General features: G+C 37.3%; 15 protein-coding genes. 7 read left to right on the plus strand and 8 right to left on the minus strand.

What is annotated here, in order from left to right:
• Positions 1 to 82 precede the first annotated feature (82 nt).
• From shc to A6755_RS02995, 7 genes are all read right to left on the minus strand, one after another.
• Positions 83 to 1,978, minus strand: coding sequence for a squalene--hopene cyclase (gene shc / locus A6755_RS02965; protein WP_063589737.1), 1,896 nt, complete (start codon positions 1,976 to 1,978; stop codon positions 83 to 85).
• Between the two features lie 280 nt (positions 1,979 to 2,258).
• On the minus strand, positions 2,259 to 3,797 hold the full coding sequence (locus tag A6755_RS02970) for an AcpB/EbpR/MafR family transcriptional regulator (protein WP_063589738.1): 1,539 nt from the start codon (positions 3,795 to 3,797) through the stop codon (positions 2,259 to 2,261).
• 413 nt (positions 3,798 to 4,210) lie between these two features.
• Positions 4,211 to 4,894 (minus strand): response regulator transcription factor, encoded by a 684-nt coding sequence (locus A6755_RS02975; RefSeq protein ID WP_063589739.1) that lies wholly within the window; start codon positions 4,892 to 4,894, stop codon positions 4,211 to 4,213.
• 186 nt (positions 4,895 to 5,080) lie between these two features.
• Positions 5,081 to 7,405, minus strand: coding sequence for an L-type lectin-domain containing protein (locus tag A6755_RS02980; RefSeq protein ID WP_063589740.1), 2,325 nt, complete (start codon positions 7,403 to 7,405; stop codon positions 5,081 to 5,083).
• On the minus strand, positions 7,392 to 8,417 hold the full coding sequence (locus A6755_RS02985; protein ID WP_063589741.1) for a WxLIP family cell surface protein: 1,026 nt from the start codon (positions 8,415 to 8,417) through the stop codon (positions 7,392 to 7,394). Before A6755_RS02985 ends, A6755_RS02980 begins: the two co-directional genes overlap by 14 nt.
• 95 nt (positions 8,418 to 8,512) lie before the next feature.
• On the minus strand, positions 8,513 to 9,208 hold the full coding sequence (locus A6755_RS02990; RefSeq protein ID WP_034310063.1) for a WxL domain-containing protein: 696 nt from the start codon (positions 9,206 to 9,208) through the stop codon (positions 8,513 to 8,515).
• Between the two features lie 28 nt (positions 9,209 to 9,236).
• Positions 9,237 to 9,926, minus strand: a complete 690-nt coding sequence (locus A6755_RS02995) for a WxL domain-containing protein (protein ID WP_084737356.1) — start codon at positions 9,924 to 9,926, stop codon at positions 9,237 to 9,239.
• Between the two features lie 1,273 nt (positions 9,927 to 11,199).
• Between A6755_RS02995 and A6755_RS03000 the strand changes: the two genes are divergently transcribed.
• Positions 11,200 to 11,763, plus strand: a complete 564-nt coding sequence (locus A6755_RS03000) for an HD-GYP domain-containing protein (protein WP_063589742.1) — start codon at positions 11,200 to 11,202, stop codon at positions 11,761 to 11,763.
• 160 nt (positions 11,764 to 11,923) lie between these two features.
• Complete coding sequence (locus tag A6755_RS03005) at positions 11,924 to 12,175, plus strand: hypothetical protein (RefSeq protein WP_063589743.1); 252 nt, start codon at positions 11,924 to 11,926, stop codon at positions 12,173 to 12,175.
• Between the two features lie 401 nt (positions 12,176 to 12,576).
• On the opposite strand, the gene A6755_RS03010 is transcribed toward A6755_RS03005, so the two are convergent.
• Positions 12,577 to 12,918 (minus strand): DUF1450 domain-containing protein, encoded by a 342-nt coding sequence (locus A6755_RS03010; RefSeq protein ID WP_226990537.1) that lies wholly within the window; start codon positions 12,916 to 12,918, stop codon positions 12,577 to 12,579.
• 265 nt (positions 12,919 to 13,183) lie between these two features.
• Between A6755_RS03010 and A6755_RS03015 the strand changes: the two genes are divergently transcribed.
• The 5 genes from A6755_RS03015 to ltaS all read left to right on the plus strand — a co-directional run bounded on the left by A6755_RS03015 (position 13,184) and on the right by ltaS (position 20,034).
• Positions 13,184 to 14,134, plus strand: a complete 951-nt coding sequence (locus A6755_RS03015; protein ID WP_048688135.1) for an ABC transporter permease — start codon at positions 13,184 to 13,186, stop codon at positions 14,132 to 14,134.
• The gene (locus A6755_RS03020; RefSeq protein ID WP_063589744.1) at positions 14,127 to 15,074 is read left to right on the plus strand and encodes an iron chelate uptake ABC transporter family permease subunit; all 948 of its coding nucleotides are present in this window, start codon (positions 14,127 to 14,129) and stop codon (positions 15,072 to 15,074) included. Before A6755_RS03015 ends, A6755_RS03020 begins: the two co-directional genes overlap by 8 nt.
• Positions 15,068 to 15,826: an iron ABC transporter ATP-binding protein gene (locus A6755_RS03025; protein ID WP_034310071.1), complete on the plus strand. Its 759-nt coding sequence runs from the start codon at positions 15,068 to 15,070 to the stop codon at positions 15,824 to 15,826. Before A6755_RS03020 ends, A6755_RS03025 begins: the two co-directional genes overlap by 7 nt.
• A gap of 214 nt (positions 15,827 to 16,040) precedes the next feature.
• On the plus strand, positions 16,041 to 16,985 hold the full coding sequence (locus tag A6755_RS03030) for a siderophore ABC transporter substrate-binding protein (RefSeq protein ID WP_174878776.1): 945 nt from the start codon (positions 16,041 to 16,043) through the stop codon (positions 16,983 to 16,985).
• A 1,081-nt stretch (positions 16,986 to 18,066) separates the two neighbouring features.
• Entirely contained in the window at positions 18,067 to 20,034 is a 1,968-nt protein-coding gene (gene ltaS / locus A6755_RS03035; protein WP_063589746.1) for a lipoteichoic acid synthase, read from the plus strand.
• Positions 20,035 to 20,039: the final 5 nt, after the last annotated feature.

The following is a 20,039-nucleotide window of genomic DNA, read 5'->3' on the forward strand; positions in this document are numbered from 1 at the left end:
GTGGATAACTTTCCGGTGTTATTCACTACTTTTCCACAGGTAATCCACATATTCACCTTTAATATGAAAAAAACACTGGCGATTAAGTCTCCAGGAATTTTTTATTGTAATGACTTAAGGCTAAAAGGGGATAAATATAGCGATAGCTATGATAATGGATATACAAAAAATCCGCCATTCCCTGGCCTGCAGGATAATCATTGGTCCAGCTTTCTTGTTGACCTGCACGGATGAGGTAGGCAATGCCTTTTTCAATCTCGGCTGTCGGCTTTTCTGATGCCGATATCAACGCATCCACAGCCCAGGCTGTATGTGTCAGTGTGCTTGTTCCGAGGGGGATATATCGTTGCTTGATATCACTGTAACAAGATTCACCCCAGCCGCCATCTTCATTTTGAATTTTCTTCAACCAAGTTAAGGCTTTTTGGATGGATGGATGTCCGGTGGCTTGCCCTGCTGCCTTCATGCCGGTCAGTGCAGACCATGTGCCATATAGATAGCAGATGCCCCAGCGCCCATACCAGGAGCCATCATGCTTCTGGTCTTCCAATAGCCAATCCACCGCTCTTTTACTGACTTCTTCCGGCTTTTTCATATTTGTATAGTTCCCCAGGAATTCCAGCGTCCTTCCTGTCAGATCAGCGGTGGAAGGGTCAGTCAGGAGATATTTCGAACCCTCTATAGGAAGAAGCTGCAGCCATTTATGGTCGTTATTCCGTTCGAAGGCTGGAAATCCACCATCATCATTTTGCATGGAAATCGTGAAGGTGACACCGCGCTGCCAGCTGTCCCGATTATCCGGTTTCGCTTGCAATTGCTTAGCCAGCGCCCGCAGTGACGCGGTCGTATCATCGACATCCGGATTCATGGTATTCAAATCCGAGAACCCCCAGCCGCCAGGAATTGCATCAGGATTATGGATCAGCCAATCTCCATACATATAATGCTGGCGTGACAGTAAGTACTGATTGGCGGCCTTGACCGTTTTGTCTTTGAAAGGCATTCCCGCTTCTTGAAGGGCGTAGCTTATTAAGGAGGTATTCCAAACATGGGGCGTCGTGAACTGGATATGTGTGTGTCCCTCAATGGAGCAGGCCATCCCCTTCAGACCGGCAATGGCCTTTAGAATCACTGGATCTCTTTTCGAATATCCAATTGAAAGGAGGGCAAAGATCATGAAAAAGGTAGAGCCGAAATAATTGTACAGTGTCCCGTCTGGTTCCAGCCTGTCAAGCATGAACCTTTTCGTTGAATCCAAGGCCAAGGAATGCAAATAATCCGGATAACCAATCAAGGTTTTGACGCCTGTTTGAAGTTTGGAGAAGAAGGAACGATATTCTTTGGTACGGTATTCTTCCCACACTTGCTCTTCGGAACTGTCCTCCCTTGTTTGGAATAAATCTTTTAAACTTGGCGTGTCCGGGGTCGTGATCTGAAACTTTTTATGGCCCAGCAATAGCAATGGAATCATATTGACCCGCCCATAAACGGAAAGGTCATAAATGCTGACGAAAAAGGTCGGAGGCAGTAAGACCACTTCGAGTGGAATGGGGAATAGGCGCGGCCATTGATATTGTCCGGTGACAGTAAGCATCATTTTCGTTAACATTTTGGCCTGTTTGATGCCGCCCTTGGAAAGAATGAATTGTTTGGCTTTCCTCATATGTGGATGATTCTTATTGCGGAGTCCGCTAAAAAGAAGGCCATAGTAAGCCTCGATCGTAACCGTAACATTGCCGTCCTTCTCATCTTGGAATAGTTTCCATGACCCGTTTTCCGTTTGCTTGCTTTCGATTCTTTTTACTAAAGCCTCTATAAGAGGAGTATCTTCCATATCTAGAATTTTCAATAATATGATCATATAGGCATCTGCTGTTATCCCGGTGTCAAAGGGATAATTCCACGAACCATCAGCGGATTGGTCTTGTTTCAAGCGATGAACAAGGCGATTGATTTCCGATTGTACATCTTGGTTCAATGACTTTCCTCCTCTAAAAACACATTTCCGTTTATATGTATATTCAAAACTTGTCGTTGCATTCAAGAAATCATGTCAGGCGCATCGATAAAGGAGGGGGGAACTAAAAACGCTTGGGCAATGAAAGCTGCCAAAGCGTCATTTGGATCCTATCAGTAGTTCGGTTTGATTCAAAGAAGGTATGCTTTTAAATCATCTAACCCGAATTATGCGAGGAATTCGGGTTAGGTATATTGCTACCAGATATACTTATTTTCTTCTACTTGAGTTCTTATGTTCATTAACAAGGACATTCATTAATACCATAGGGATAGATCAATTCCGGTTCTATACCTAAATTTCCATAAAAATGCTGTTCTATAAAATGTTTAATATTTATTAATTCTGAAGGGGTGGGAAAGGACGATACTTGAATGGTAGGGATGTGCTCAATTAACATATTTTTATGATCACCAATATCGGTAGAAATGAGCAGATCAAACTCCTCATATTTGAAGAGCAAATCAATACTGGAAGGATCCAATGTTGAAATAGCCACTTTATTACCATAGTGATATTTTAATACTTCCCTAATATAATCTTTTTCGTTATAAGTTCTGCACATTAATGCAACCTGTATTGTATGTTGATTCCATTTTCTCAAGACAACAGACTGTAGAAGTGAAAATATCTCTAAAACATCAAGTTTCTTAATCGTTAAAGGCACTGAAGAAAAACTTTCAATTGCCAGTTCCTCAATTACCTGGAAAATCGGATTTGTTTCAAAGTATGGAAGGAACTGCAACATTGAATTTCCTGCACTTTCCGTTTCAAATTCAGTTTCAACTTGTATCCTTTTTAATGTTTGGGATAAATGGAATAAAAAAATATCATCTTGTGATAGATTAAAACCAACATATTTAGAAAGACATTTTAAAAATTTAACCAAGGGAAAACCTTTTTTACTCCTCATTCTTTTTTTAATATAATTAATGTACTGTGATCTATTTAATGGTCGTTCCTCACTCATGATATAAATAGAAAAGAAGAGAATTTCCTGTAGTTGAATATCTCTTGTCGGGCATTTGGCCATATATTTTACCAATTCTTTCGAGAGCTCAAAATATTTACTACCTTCGTAAGTATTTATTAGATTTTTAGGAAATGAGATATAATGCCCCATGGAGACACGAAAATTTGATATAAATAAAATCATTGTTAATCGCTGTAAGGCACCTGTTCTGCAAGACATTGAATATTTTGAAAACAGCTGTAATAAATCTGTTTGAAATTTTATCGTATCGATTGAATCATCTTTAATGGTATTGGCTTCAACTGACATAAAGTCCAAATATTTCATGATGAATCTTCTAATCTTTTTTTCATCCCCTATGACTTTAAAGGGGCTTGCAGTTAATGTAACACCTGCCTCACTTACAACCTCTTGTAATTTTTCAAGGTGACGGTATGCAGTGGAACGACTAATATAAACCGCTTGGGATATCTGGGGAATATCAACACCATCGTTCAAAAGAATTAACTTTAATGTGTGTAAATAGGAATTCTTTTCTCTTATTTGTGTTAATAAACTTTCTAATGTACCATTTTCAGGTTTAATTAGACGAACTCCAAGGTTTTCATTTTTTTTCAAAATCCATCCGTCAGGGAAAATAGACTCCAGGATTTCTAAATCACGCCAAATAGTACTTCTTGAATACTCTGTTTTCTCGGATAATTCAGCTATACTAATCCATTTGTTACTATTAAGTAAATGAAAGATCAAGTCTGAATAACGTTTATAAAATCGATTCATATTATCACCTATTTCGTAATCGATCATAGTCCATTCCTAAACCTAAGACTACAAAAGGATTCTCATTTTATTTTCCCTGTTTAAGGAATTTACATTATTAACTTAGAATTTTTACATCGATCTCTTATTGATAGTAACTAAGTCCCGTTTTTTTAATAATACCTTTTCTCCTTGGTGAATATTCAGAAAATTATAAAAAAAGTCCCGCTTTTGGCTCACACCCCGTTATTTAAGGTATTATTCTTTCTGACTAAAAAACTTAGAATAATCCCCAACTTTTAAGAAGATGGTGATCATGACTGAATGTGTAGCAAAAAGCACTTACATAAAGTAAGTGCTCAAATAGTCTTTTCTTTTTTTGTGGCCTGTTAAAGAGTAGGCAGGGGATTGTTACATGATTTCAACCATTAACTTTCGTAGTTAAAAGTCCTGATCTATTATCAAATTTTGACCCAGTTATTTTTAATCGCATGGATAACTGCTTCAGTACGGTCATTTACTTTTACTTTTTGGAGTATTCTGCTGACATGATTTGTTACAGTCTTTTCACTAATGAAAAGTGCTTCACCGATCTGGGAATTGCTTTTTCCATCTGTAAGCAATTGAAGGACTTCACATTCGCGATTCGTTAGCAGGTGGAGAGGGCGACAAAGCTTAAGAGATTGCTCAAAAGCTTCATCTTCTCTTAAGTGTTTTTCAGCTAATTTTCGATATTCATTTAGGATATTGTTGATTACCTTTGGATGCAAATAAGAACCGCCCTCCGCAACAAGATGAACAGCATCAATAAGTTCACTTGCGCTCATCTCTTTAAGCAGATAACCTATTGCACCGCTTTGAAGTGCTTCGGTTACATAATGTTCATCTTCACTTATGGATAAGATCATTACTTTTGTATTGGGGTTATTTTCGATTAGCCTGCGTGTTGCTTCGAGTCCATTCATTAGTGGCATACTGATATCGATTATGAAAACGTCTGGCTTATATTCTTTTTCAATAGAAGCTACTTCGATACCATCTACACCTTCGGCAATAACTTGAAAAGATTTTTCAATTTCAAGGATTCGTTTAAACCCTTCTCGGAAAAGTTGATGATCATCTATAATCGCAATTGTGGTAGTCATTTAGGCAGCTCCTCCTACCCTTCTAATTTTCTATATTATTAAAACGTTTATTAAACCTATTCGTAACAATGAAATGAAGCAAGTATACGGATTGTCCTAAGTATTAATTGAATGGAACCTATTCAGTTCATATCATTTCTTCAAGTTACGATTTAACCGAATAAGTATGTCAATTTACCCTCTATATTATGGGGCATCAATTAGATTCCAATTAATTTTCCCAGTATAATTACCTATATAAACAAAAGGATCAATTTTTAGCAGTATACCTTTATCCGATTCCCAGTTAATCGATATATTTTGTTCATCCTGTGTAATCATTTCATAAACATTCGTCCCAGCTCCAAGCGCCATTGTTGTTTCAATTCCATCCTCATTAACAAACTTTAATGCATCCCTCAAAAAATGCCCTTGACTATCAGAGAATTCCTCCACTAATGTTGCTGTGAGACGCCATGAACTTCCCAATCCACGGGTATCTTTCACAAGGATCTCCCAATCATCATTTCTTTTTGAATAGGTTGGTTGATTTGGTACTTTCATATTTTCAAAACTAACATTTTCAGTTACACTCATGAAACTTAATTTTCCCGTTACATTGACGTTCACTACTTCAATATTTGATTTTCGACCCGTATCATCCACAGCATAAACTGAAACTTGATGCATGCCTATAGACAATTGATCTGCCGGAATGCTGTATTGATAGTTAATGTCCTCACCTTTGTTAGTAGAATTTGATACATTAGAAGCAAATTTTACAGGAGTATTACTGTCTACTGCATAATATAAATCAACTAGATTACTATCAAGGTCGTTCCAGCTGCCACTCATCGTATACTCAGTGCCAAAATCAACAGGAATTTCCCGATTAGCATCCGTTAACGTAATGGCTGGAGGACTTTCAACAATGATTTTCAACTTAGCGGAAACTGAATAAGCGCCTTTACCATCTTTTGCTGTGACTTGAAGATTATTTTCTCCTAATTTTAACTGATCTGATGTTATAAGATAGCTCCAATCTACCGGTTCAGTAGAACCTCCATTGTCTAGCACTTCGGATTTTAGCAACTCGCCATTTAAGTCATAATACAAGGTATTAGTGGAATCATCTGGATCTTTCCAAGTTCCTTTTGCATGATAATCTTCACCAACAGCTAAATGAATGGGACCTTCTTCAGTTATGGTCACTTCAGGTACATTGTTAGCTTGAATGACATAATCTACTGGATTCGTATTCGTTATATAGTTACTACCCTCAAACTTAACTGTCTCAGTAACTGGCGTATTTACCTTTACTTGATTGACTTTCACTTTAAAGGAAATGGTGACATCGTTCCGATTGGTATCCATATTAGGAATACTAGCTGCTAAAGATTGTCCCGTCCAAAAACCATCATCCAATTCTCCTGAGCCGTCCCCTGATGATATTGCCATTGAGCCAGGAACATAGGAAACATGATCATTTAAAAAAGTCTTTACTATAATATCGGTCCAATCCTGTTTGCCGGAAAGATACTTCGCGTTTATCGTATAGGTTAGTTCCTCACCATTATTGGCCAGGGCACCATTGTCAACAACAGCACCATCCTTTCTCGTAATTGTTTGTTTCACTTCTGCATTTACTAGCCCTGGCACTTCTTCAAATGCAACACGATTGTTCTGATATCTAGATCCCGTTGAACCAGTAAACCCCCAATAGACTTGATCTGCACCAAAAATATCTTGTACATTTATTGGGATACTAACAGACGATAGGCCTTCTAATTGATACGTAAGTGTTGAAGTTGTTGCATTCCAATTAATGGTGAATTTACGCCAGGTATCATTCGATAAATTGCCAGGATATTGAGCACCATTATTTGGACCATCAATGTTATTATGTTTCATCGTTCTTCTATACTGAAAACTTGTGTAGTAATCGATATAAGTTTCAGCTTGGCCTGGGTAGCTCCAAGCAACATGGGCCCCTTTGGTTGTATTTGTATCAAAATAACCATCGTTCACATTATTGTTTATAAAGGTATCGAACTCAACAGCAAAGCTTTTTTGAATGCCATCCGTTTTGGATGACCCATGTGTCTGTCCAGCATAAACTCCAAGACCCGAACCACTATGAGGTGATATGGCATTTGTGCCTCTTGAGTCATTATGCATAACAAAGGCCATACCATCTGCTGCGTTAGCTCCGCGATCCCCGAAATAGATATACATTGACGCTTTAAAATCTTTTGTTAAATCCATTTTATTAGCTTCAGTCGACCAGATACCACCCTTTTGATTAGTAGTATCAGGGGTTACTTGAACGATATTACCTCCTATAACGGAACTATTTGAACCGGTAGCGGGAGTAACGAATATACCAGTCAAATCAATTTTAAATGGAGGATTACCGTTATTTGCTGCTTTAACTTGCACAGGGGCCAACCAACCGGGACTTGGTAGAATTAACCCCATAACTAACATTACGGAAAGGGCAGCACGAGGAAATTTCCTGTTACTCTTCTTCATTGTCTTCCCCTCTTTTTTTCTTTTTCAGCAAAATAATGATAATGATGATCAGTGATAAAATGAACACAGCAAGTCCGATGAAAAGGAACGTATAATCTTTTTCTACTTCAATTGCTGTTTTATTTATCGCTTTTGCATCTGCACCTTTAATTTCAAACATTTTATCAAATTTCCATGTTTGATTACCGTCTGTAATTGTTAAATATAGATGGTATTTACCTGGTTCCAGTTTTTGATTATCCCAGGTAATAGGAAAGTCAAAATTAGAATTCGGTGCCATGGATAACTTACTTTTCTTCGTTGAGTGGAGCTTCTCTTTTTTTCCTTCCCTCGTAATACGTGCATTTACATCCAAGTTATTTATTATGACAGCTTCGGTATTTTGTAAATTCGCAGTAACAACCGTACGATAGTTCATCAACCCTGCTTGAACTTCATTTAACTTTAGTTTCGGCTTCACAACTTCATCCGTTCCGGTTAATTTCACGCCAATCACATACGAAAATTCATTTTTGATTTGAACTTTATTATTTTCTTTCTTTTTTTCCTCTTTATTTACTTCGTCAACATAGAATCCACCCAGAATAATTCCATCAAATGACTCTTTGGGCATTTGAATAGTAAAGGGCACTTTCTTCGTTTCTTTTCCTTTTATTACAATTTCTTGCTTTGGAGATATCAAATCAGAAAAAGCATATTTTAATGAGCTGTCTTTTTTGTGTCCATGTTTGCTATAGTCGATCACTCCATTTTGATTGGTAATAGCTGAATTGGGTTCGATCATTATCTTTTTTTCTTCACTAGAAGTGTTTTTAACGGTTAAAGATATCGTTTGTTTTGAACCTGGAGCCATCTTCAAGTCAAAATAGGTGAGCTTTTTATTAATTTGGTTTTTGGGGATATTGGCTTTTACTGAATACTCCATAGTACCAGCAAAGGCCACTTCATTAGTGGAAACAAACCCCAATCCAGTCAATAATATTAAAACCATAATGGATAACATATTTTTCATTTTTTCTATCCCTCATATCTCTAATTTCATGATGTTATTTTTCAAAAAAAACTTGGCTAAAATAATTAATTAAGCCAAGTTTCTTTAATTTGAATTTATTTCGGTGCGTCAGATAATTCCCATGTCATAGTAGCCGTATAGTTTTGAGCATCAGCGGATCCCGCCAAAACATTTAATTGTACGTTACTATTATCGCCTTCGGTACCTGAAAAAACATCTAGCCATGTTCCGCGACCTGCATCTACTTCAGCTAACATAAGTACTTTGGAATCCGAATTATCAAATACAACATCATTAGCAGTTGGTGGTGTGGAAACATTACTGGTTTGTGATTTCACTTGTCCATTTTTGAATGATAAAATAGCTCCTCTTAAGACTTCTCCAGAATCGCTTTTAAATTCTGAAGCCTTTGCTGTCAAAGACCATCCTTCCCCCGTTCCGCGTTTATCTGAAACTTGTACAAAGGGATCCTTATTTTTAGCATTATAAGTCGTGTTTCCGCTCATGATTTTTTGTGTTCCAAATTGGATATTTGAGACATGGTCCAGAGTTAAAGCCCCAGCATTTCCAGTACCACCATTGCCTGGATCTTCCGGATCAATTGGACTTGGTGGATTAGGATTGTCCGGATTTGTAGGATCTACTGGATTAGTCGGTCCCTCATCTGCAATAAAGCCAATATAATTATTAGAAGTTGCGTCATTTATGACAGCCGCCTCTGCTGAACTTGTTGAAAGAAGTGTTCCGGCCAAAATAATGCTGCCTACTGCTGATAGACTAAATGCTTTCATTTTTCTAATCTCCTATTTCGTTTATTTATTATTGTGGAGCGTCCAATAGACTCCAAGTTAAAGTCGATACATAATCCCCTGCTAAGTTTCCTGATGGAACGGAAATTTTAATTCTGCTTGGATCAAATTTATCTACCCATGTCCCTAATCCTGTGTTCATATCAGCTCTCATAAGGATTTGGGGATTAGTTGTTCCACTATCCGTACCTAATTGTACTTCCCTTAGTTCAGGTGGTGGAGAAACATTTCCTGGATTCGTCTCAGCAGTACCGATTGGTAATGTAACAATTGCACCTTTTAAAATTTTAGTGCCATCTGTTTGATCCATAAATGGTGAAGTTGCAACTTGCAAAGCCCAACCAACACCTGTACCACGCTTATCGGTTACTTGTGCGTTAGGATCTATGGATGTAGTTGTATATTCTACGGCACCACTCGCTAATTGGTGGGTATCGAATTCTAAAGGTGAAACATTATCAATCGTTAATGAACCTTCGTTACCTGTTTCACCACCTGGTTCACTTGGGAAAATTGGATCGGTTGGTCCTGTAGTTTCGTCTCCTGGTGTTATCATAATATGACCATGAGAAGTTGCTCCAAGGCCATCTGTACTTCCTGTCACTGCATTGGGATCGATTGCTGCGAATGTAGGTGTCGCGAATAACAGTAATGCTGCTGAGGACATTAGTCCTTTAATTAAGGCTTTTTTGATACTCATTTTGTATTTCCCCTTTTAAATTTTAATATATGTTGAACATGACCATGCCTCTGGTTTGGATGAAAAACCCAGTGTTTCGATAAAACACTGTTACCAATTCTACTAATAACTCCTCGTTTTCCCGTTGTTTTTCCCTCCTTGCAGTTATTTATGTTCAATGAAGAAATGAGTAGTCTGTAGGATAAAAGGAATGTCATGTGTTAATTACATTCTATAAAATAAATCGTTAGATCTAATTTCAAAAATGGGTTATGAGACTTCATATAAGAAATTAGACCTACTGATATTTACTTTGAATGACTTAGGACTGTTGTGATTTTTCGGGTTATGTAAATTTAACGCTAGAAGGCTAAAGAGGGAATAAGAAGCATAATTCACTTATTTAAATGAAAGTTATATTTCAAGAGGAGGAAACACTATTAGTAGTTACGAAAAGGGGATTTGACATTAAATAATCAAAAGGGCTCATAGTTTCGATAAACGGCATATACTCTAGTCTAAATAAATTTATTGGGCTGTTTTTGTAAACAGAAATTTGTTGAAGTTGTTTTTGATGAGTTTTCGCCTTGTTTTTGAAAGAGTTAAATGGATGCCTTATGAGAATGTTGAACAGGACTATAAAACGAAGGTTTTGAGATCATACTTGTCTAGTCAGGAGCAGCACGAAAGATTTGCAGAAGATACAGCTGAAGGGGGGAGGGGGGAGACACTTTTCCAATTAGCATAAGACTAATCGGAAAAAGTACATAAGAGGAAAATTGATTTGGACAAACTATCTTTAAAAATATATCTAATATGAAGTAGTTTGCTCCAATAAAGAAATACTATAGGTATTTTCATGTCTTATACTTATTTCCACATACCCTCAACCCCTTATTTTTTTAAGGTAAGTTTCACCGATTATTTTCGGCGGAACTTACCTATTTTTTTAGAGGTTTTTAACTATGTGGGATGATGGGCAAATAGAAACTTAACTAAAACTTCTCTACAGTTAAGATCATATATGTAAATTCTTTTTTGAGCTCTTGTTAGTACTAGCCCATAAAAACAGATGGATTTTTGGATTAGGTAATTCAATTATACTTCCTTTGCAAAAAAATACGTCCCAATTTTAATTTGTTTGGTTTCAACAAAGATATATTGTCTGAATTTTGAAGGGGTACTCTTTAAGAAGTGATGAATTTAATCGATGTATTACCTAATAACATTTAATAAATAATACTCAATTATTCTATCTACTTTATATTTAGAGTATTAATAAGGAGAGTACGGAATGATAGAAACTACACAAGAATTAATATGTAATTTATATAAGCACTGTAAAGTGACAACTTGCCATTCATTTAGGGTGGGGAATGACTTATGTGGTTTCGGACGTTTTTTGGGAATTGAAAATCAAGAATTTCTTTTTATTTTAGGAGCTCTTCATGATATTGGTAAATTAGAAATTCCTCAACAATTATTAAATAAAAAAGAAAGTCTAACAGAACTCGAATATGAAAAGATTATGCACCATACAGTTTACGGAGCACAAATAGTACAAAGCATCCCCCAATTCCCATCAGAGCTTTCAGATGTAATCTTATTTCATCATGAAAATTTTGATGGATCTGGATATTACGGAAAGAAAGGAAAAAATATACCTCTTCTTTCTAGGATTATCAGAATTATTGATTCTTACGATACGATGTTATATGGACGTATTTATCAAAATCCAAAAGACCAATACCAAATAATTCAAGAGATTAAATCTCTTAGTGACATTCATTACGATAAAGACTTGGCGCTATCCTATACAAATTCCCTTGAAACGAAGGCTTGCCAACTCCTACTATGATATTCCAATCAGCATATCAATGGTAAGGGGAGGAAATCTATTAATTAAAAGTAATCTCAATTGAAAGAAGTGTCAGCATGCTTGAAATTCAAAAATATTAAAGAATCAATAAATCAGAATATATAAGAAAAAATTACTTAAAGACAATGGAGCCCTTCAGATGGAATGGCTTCAATTTAGAGGGGGGGAAGAAGTTAATGTTAAACATAGGGGAACAAACAAAATTCCGGAATCTCCTCACAAGGCTCCGTTTGGTCCGGGTGTGCTATTAAAGAAAGGATTTCCTGATGAATCAGCTTCTCCTGTGTTGATTGATTACACTAGGGAATTTCACTATCTTAGCAAATATAATTTGATACGCATATTAATAAGCGAAATTAATTATTCTTTTCATTCCCTAGAGAGTAACTGAATGAAAAGCGCCTTAACCCTCCGTGCTTAACTCGTAGGACCCTCCAATAGCAATACTTTCCCTTTGTATATAGAACTAGTTTAAAAATGGGAAGGCTGATAGCGATGGAGCATACATATACGGTGAAATTGAAGGTATGGGATTGTGGATTTTATAAGACTTACGGGGGAGTATTTCATAGGATTGGTGAGATAGGTTAATTATTAAACAAAAGCAGAAGTATGATTAGAATTGACTTCGCTTTTGCAGCAATTGAAGTAGGTGAACAGGAAGTAACGACCAGATTAATGATTCCATGGGAAAATTCGCAATCCTTTTAATAGATGTTTATCACCTGTATTCTATATAATTACAGGTGGAAAGTCATAATGATACAGATTAAGCTATTTGCTTAATCCGTATCATTTCAATTCATCATATAACTTATTTAAAAGATCCTGTGAATCTTCGCCGCTCATTATCTGGCCGTTCACTTTCGCATAGGGGGTTTTCTTACAAAGTTTACACTCACTCAAACATTCATATTCCTTATATTGAATCCTTGGATTCTCTAAGAACTTACCATAATCGGCAATTGTTTGTTCATTAAGGAAGCGGTCAAGATTATTTTGGCAAAATTCAATCTGGATTTTCGCCTTTTTTGAGAACACTTTGGATAACAAGTTTTTCATCATATCGCTTCTTTCATTGGAAGAGTAAATATTTGTTATTTTGATTTTATCACTTCCTGAAACGAAATGCATGGTTGGTTCATCCGAATCCATTACAATTTGACTATCGGGAGAATATCAAGTAATTCCCTTGTATATATTGACACATGTCCAAGAAATGATAGAATAAGAATGGATGATAATGAATCTCATTATCACGAATGGAAGATCCTTGTAACTATTGCAATTTAATGAGTCCCATTTCAATAGGTGACTTAATGATAGTCTTTATTCAAATATATTTAATTAAAAATATTATCGCTGTATTAAAGTGAGATAGGAAGAGTAGGAAATGTAGATGAAGATAAGATATTTAGTCATGGCGTTAATTGTTCTATCATTTACGTCATTATTCATTGGTGTAAAAGATATTACCCCCCTGGATTTATTGAATCTAAGTGATGATAAAGTGCAAATCATGCTGCAAAGCCGTTTCCCCAGAATGGTGACCATAGTCATTGCTGGTATTGTGATGAGTATAAGCGGTCTGATCATGCAGCAATTGAGCCGCAATAAATTTGTATCCCCGACGACTGCCGGTACCATGGACTCTGCAAGGCTGGGACTTCTTCTTGCCATTATCATTTTTCCATCGGCAGCACTTATTGAGAAAATGGCATTCGCTTTCATATTCGCTTTGGCAGGTACATTCTTGTTCATGAAAATTCTTGATCAAGTGAAATATAAGGATACGATCTTCATTCCATTGGTTGGTTTGATGTTTGGTAATATCGTAGGATCGATCTCGACTTTCTTTGCCTATAAATATGATTTGATTCAAAGCCTCAACACATGGATGAATGGTGATTTCTCGATGATCATGTCGGGAAGGTACGAACTTATATATCTAAGTATCCCGCTAGTCATTCTCGCATACTTCTTTGCCAATAAATTCACTGTGGCAGGGATGGGTGAGGAGTTTGCTATCAATCTAGGACTCAATTATAAGCTTATAGTCAACTTTGGATTGATCATCGTGGCATTATCCTCCACTGTCGTTTTGTTAACGGTGGGAACGATTCCTTTCATAGGATTGATCGTACCGAATATTGTATCCCTTTACCTTGGTGACAATTTGAAAAAGAGTCTTTCTCATACAGCATTGCTAGGGGCAGTCTTCCTATTGATCTGCGATATTCTGGGCAGGATCCTTATATATCCATTTGAAATCCCGATCGGACTCGTGGTTGGTGTGATAGGAAGCGCCGTATTTATCTATCTGATACTGAGGAGAAAGGCATATGAATAATAAAAGTAGGATCATTGTATTGGCTGTTCTTGCAGCTGCTTTAACGGCAGGTTATATCTTTTGGGACCTTGGCCCGAATTGGGATTATGCACTGCCGAGAAGGGTCATAAAGATCGTCGCCATCATCGTGGTAGGTTGTGCAATTGCTTTTTCAACAGTGATTTTCCAGACGGTCACGAATAATAAAATCCTGACGCCAAGCATTTTAGGGTTGGACTCCATGTATATGCTGATTCAAACGGGAGTGATTTTCATCTTCGGTTCAACGCATATCATGATCATGAATAAAAATCTCAATTTCCTGATTACACTTGCGGCCATGCTCATTTTTGCAAGCCTGCTGTTCAAGTTCATGTTCAAGAAAAACCGCAATATTTACTTCCTATTGCTGATCGGTATCATCTTCGGAACCTTATTCGGCAGCATGTCTTCATTCATGCAGGTATTGATTGACCCGAATGAATTCCAAATCATTCAAAATAAAATGTTCGCCAGCTTCAATAATGTCAACACGGACCTGTTAACCTTAACTATTGTCCTCATGATTGCGGCAATGATATATTTCATGAGATTTTTGAAGTATTTAGATGTCATGTCCCTAGGGAGGGACCAAGCCATAAACTTGGGTGTGGATTATGATTTTGTCACGAAGCGGGTTTTAATCGTCGTTACGATTTTAATTTCCATTTCGACTGCCTTGATCGGTCCGATCACGTTCTTCGGATTGCTTGTTGCAAATGTGGCTTATCAATTCATTAAGTCCTATCAGCATAAACATATCCTCCCGGGTGCAATGCTGATCAGTGTGATTGCCTTGGTCGGCGGCCAATTCATTGTAGAGAGGATCTTCACGTTTTCCACGACCTTAAGTGTCATCATCAACTTTGTCGGCGGTGTCTATTTCATCTATCTTCTATTAAAGGAGAATAAATCATGGTAGAAGTGAAAAATTTATTCAAAAAATATAATAATAAAACGGTTGTCGAGGATGTTTCCATTGAAATAATGAAAGGGAAAATCACATCCTTCATCGGTCCCAATGGAGCGGGTAAAAGTACCGTCCTTTCGATGATCAGCCGTCTCATTACCCGGGATTCAGGAGAAGTCCTTATCGAGGGTAAGGATATGGGGAAATTCAATAGCAATGAACTTGCGAAAAAGATTGCCATCTTAAAGCAGGCTAACCACATCAATATCCGTTTAACGATTCGTGAACTCGTCGCCTTTGGCCGTTTTCCTTATTCACAAGGAAAGCTGACGAAAGAGGATTGGAAATACGTCGATGAAGCGATTGAATATATGGAACTTGCTGACATGCAGGATAAGTTTCTTGACCAGCTTAGCGGCGGGCAGCAACAGCGGGCCTTCATTGCCATGGTCATTGCTCAGAACACGGAGTATGTGCTTCTTGATGAACCGCTGAACAATCTTGATATGAAGCATTCCGTCCAAATCATGAAGGTATTGAGGAGATTGGCCGATGAATTGGGGAAAACGGTCATCATCGTCATTCATGACATTAATTTTGCATCCTGTTATTCCGACTATATCGTCGCATTGAAGGATGGCAAGGTTGTTCATAATGGGCCAACCGAACAAGTCATCAATTCCAATGTTTTAAAGGAAATTTATGATATGGATATTGAAATCCAAAGTATCAATGACAATAAGATCTGTGTGTACTTCACATAAGGCAATTCCAAAATTGGTTTTAAATTACTTCAGTATTCATAGCCGTCCAGAAGTCACCCCGTACGCTTCTTAGGCAGTTAAGAGTTGGCGGGCGCCCAAGACTTTAGCCGCCTCCCGTTCATCTGGCAGGAAAAGTGATGAAGGTGAACTCTGTGATGGTGAGGATTCAATATGTAATTTTAAATAAAAAAATTTTTTCGAGGTGACAATAATGATCAAGAAATTATCCTTACTGCTTTTGGTTGCAATGCTGGCTGTAGTGGCTGTAGCTTGTGGAGCAGATAAAGAAAAAGAAGAATCAAGCACGAAAAAAGAAAGTGCTAAAAGCGAAGAAATTACGGTTAAGCACCAACTAGGCGAAACGAAAGTGAAAACAAACCCTGAAAAAGTCGTTGTATTCGATATGGGTACTCTTGATACTCTTGATAAATTAGGTGTGGAAGTAGCAGCTGTTCCTCATGATGGACTTCCGGAATACCTTTCTAAATATGAAGGTACAACTGAAAATGCCGGTGGATTAAAAGAGCCTGACTTCGAAAAAATCAACGAAATTGCTCCAGACTTAATCCTTATTTCTGGCCGTCAATCTGAAGCATATAAAGAATTAAGCAAAATTGCCCCTACTGTTTTTGTAGGTGTGGATACAACAAAGTATATGGAGTCGTTTGAAGAAAACGTGACACTTTTGGGTAAAATCTTCGATAAAAAAGACGAAGCAGCTAAAGAATTGGCAAGTGTTGAAGAAAACATTAACGCTTTGAAAGAAAAAGCCCCGACTGACAAAACTGGTTTAATCGTTCTTTCCAGCGGCGGAAAAGTAAGTGCTTACGGACCGGATTCAAGATTTGGTATCATCCATGATGTATTCGGAGTACCTGCAGTGGATGATAAATTGGAAGTTTCGACTCATGGTCAAAGTATTTCTTTCGAATACATTGCTGAAAAAAATCCTGACTACTTATTCGTTGTAGATAGAGATGCGGTTGCCGGTGATGGAGCTGCAGCAAAAGAAACGATTGAAAATGACATTGTAAAAAATACAAAGGCATTTAAAGAAGGTAACATCATTTATCTAGACCCTAACTACTGGTACTTATCAGGCGGCGGTTTAGAATCTGTTGACGCTATGGTTAAAGAAGTTTCAGAAGGCATTAAGTAATGTAAATATGATTTAAGATAATCCTGTCCTCGATCGAGGGGCAGGATTTTTTATTTTTTATAATAAAGCTGGATGAAACAAATATACTAACAAAGGGGAAGAAAAGAATTCCTGCAAAACACAGGTAAGCATATAATAAGGCGCCCACAACCGAATTAAGGGGGAATGGGAAAGGACAAGGTCTATATTCCGCCTGTTGCCGTCGCGATGGCTTATATGGGCTGCAATCGTCAGAATTTGACCCTTCAGCCAAAAAGAAAAATTCAGTTTCTTCCTATTATACTGTCTTTTTGCATCCTTTCCGGTACCAGGAGGGATTTGAAATCGAAATTTATGTAAAATTGGCAAATTTCATTCTATTATGGATGATGAAAATAATATGATCTCCACTTCAAATTATTGGGGGGAAATCGGTGGATTAATATTTTTCAGGAAAAATTATTTGAAAAAGCTGAATAAAAAAGCCGGAGGGGAATGATGTCGATACTTCGTGCAATCCATTTGTTATTTTATGGGATTTAAGAGTGGCTGGACGCTTATAATTAAAAGGTTAAACTTTTACAGGCACGGGGTATCAAAAGTGCGGATGAGAAAAGCATCCATGTATCCGGCAATTAATTTTAAACTGTCGAATTATCGGGAAAAAAATCCTGGGATATAAGCATAGCTTTCAATAATTGAAGGTTTATATCTTTACATATTTTGTAATGTGCTGGTTTTTTTATAAAGAGTCGTTTATAATGGTAAAAGCCTGAAGGACGTTAAAATATTTAGTTACTGCCATCCGCAGTCACACCAAAAAATTACGGTAATATTTATTGGATTAAGGCGTGTAGTTCCTATATATTTGTTATAGGTACGCTGAACATTCGAGACGGGCGAAACTCTGTTATTTTTTCAAAGGCTTGTTCATAAGCTAAAGAAGTGTTCTGGATAAGAGTTATGGATGTGACAAAAGGTGGTTTTCACAATCTTGACTATCCAAGTGAAAGAATGCTATTATAAGGTTTCCGATTTTCCGTCTTTTGTAAGTTTGTAAAAATTTATATAAATAAACCACTAGATTAATAGAGGTGAAAGCATGAATAATTTTCTTAAAAAAAGCCGGCATTTATTTGCAGATAACATACTAGGCTTTTTCTTTATTGCGGTAGTCTTGTTTTGGATAAAAACTTATATTGGATATCGAATTGAATTTAACTTAGGTCTTGAAAATGGCCTGCAACAGTTCTTACTGTTCATAAATCCGATCAGTTCAGCCATTTTATTCTTTGGCTTGGCACTATTGGCTAGAGGCAAAAAATCGTTTAAATGGATCATCAGGTTGAACCTATTGATGTCCTTATGGTTATTCTTCAATATTGTATATTACCGGTCATTTACCGATTTCATTACATTGCCAACCTTGACGCAAGTGCAAAATGCCGGGGATTTGGGACCGAGTATTTTAGAATTATTTAAAGGCCATGATGTATTTTATTTCCTTGATACGATACTTTTGATCGTGTTGTACAGATTCAAAGACTTTAAAGCGGAAGACTTCAAAGTCAAACGCCGTACAGTTGGAATGGTTTACCTAGCGGGACTGGCGATTTTCGCCATCAATTTGGGACTTGCCGAAAAGGATCGCCCGCAATTATTATCAAGAACATTCGACCGGAACTATATCGTCAAATACTTGGGCATGTTCAACTATACGGTTTATGATGCCGTTCAGAATACTAAAACATACGCCCAGCGTGCGACTGCAAACAGCACGGATATCGCCGAAGTCGTCAACTATACGAAGGCAACAAGCGCTGAGCCGAATCCTAAGTATTTTGGTGCAGCCAAAGGCAAGAATGTCATCTACCTGCATTTGGAATCGATGCAGAATTTCCTTATCGATTATAAGTTGAATGGGGAAGAAGTAACTCCATTTTTGAACTCACTTGCACATGATAAATCAGATTTCATGCACTTTGACAATTTCTTCCATCAAGTAGGCCAAGGGAAAACGGCGGATGCCGAATTCATGCTTGAAAATTCCCTGTTCGGCTTACCACAGGGAGCAGCATTCACAAACCGTTCCCAAAATACGTATCAAGCAGCACCAGCTATTTTAGGACAACAAGGATACACATCCGCTGTGTTCCATGGTAATTACAAATCTTTCTGGAACCGGGATAATATGTATAAGTCTCTAGGTTTTAATCAGTTCTTCGATGCAAACCATTATAATATGGAAAATAAAGAGGAAGTACTAAGTTATGGATTAATGGATAAGCCGTTCTTTAAGGAATCGATTCCAATGTTAGAAACGCTTAAACAGCCTTTCTATACAAAATTCATAACGGTATCCCATCATTTCCCATATGCGATGGACCAGGAAAAAGCAACAATCGGCAAGCATACGACAGGTGATGCTTCCGTTGATAGTTACTTCCAAACTGCACGCTATGCCGATGAGGCGCTTAAAGAGTTTTTCGATTATCTGAAGGAATCCGGTCTATATGATAACTCGGTAATCGTTATGTATGGTGATCATTATGGTATTTCCGAAAACCATAAAGAAGCCATGTCAAAAGTTCTTGGCGAGGATGTTGGCGCATTTGAGAATGCCCAATTGCAACGTGTACCATTATTGATCCATGTTCCAGGTGTTGAAGGCGGGGAAATGCACCAATACGGAGGACAGATTGACCTTCTCCCGACTTTATTGCATCTGTTAGGAATTGAATCTAAAGATTATGTACAATTCGGTTCCGATTTATTGTCAAAAGATCATAATGAAGTGGTACCTTTCAGGAATGGTGATTTTGTAACACCGGATGTCACTTCCATTAAAGGGAAATACTACGATACTAAAACGGGAGAATTGGTCGAGGAAAATGATGCCATCCTCAATTATAAAACGAGAGCTGAAACGATGCTCAATTTATCCGACCAAGTAGTGAACGGCGACTTACTCCGTTTCTATACTCCAAACGGCTTTAAACCGATTGATCCTGCTGATTATGATTACACATATGATGAAGAAGGTTCTAAGGAAGAAAAGACCGATAAATAAGGCTA

Source organism: Peribacillus frigoritolerans (assembly GCF_001636405.1).
GTDB classification, from domain to species: Bacteria; Bacillota; Bacilli; order Bacillales; family DSM-1321; genus Peribacillus; species Peribacillus frigoritolerans.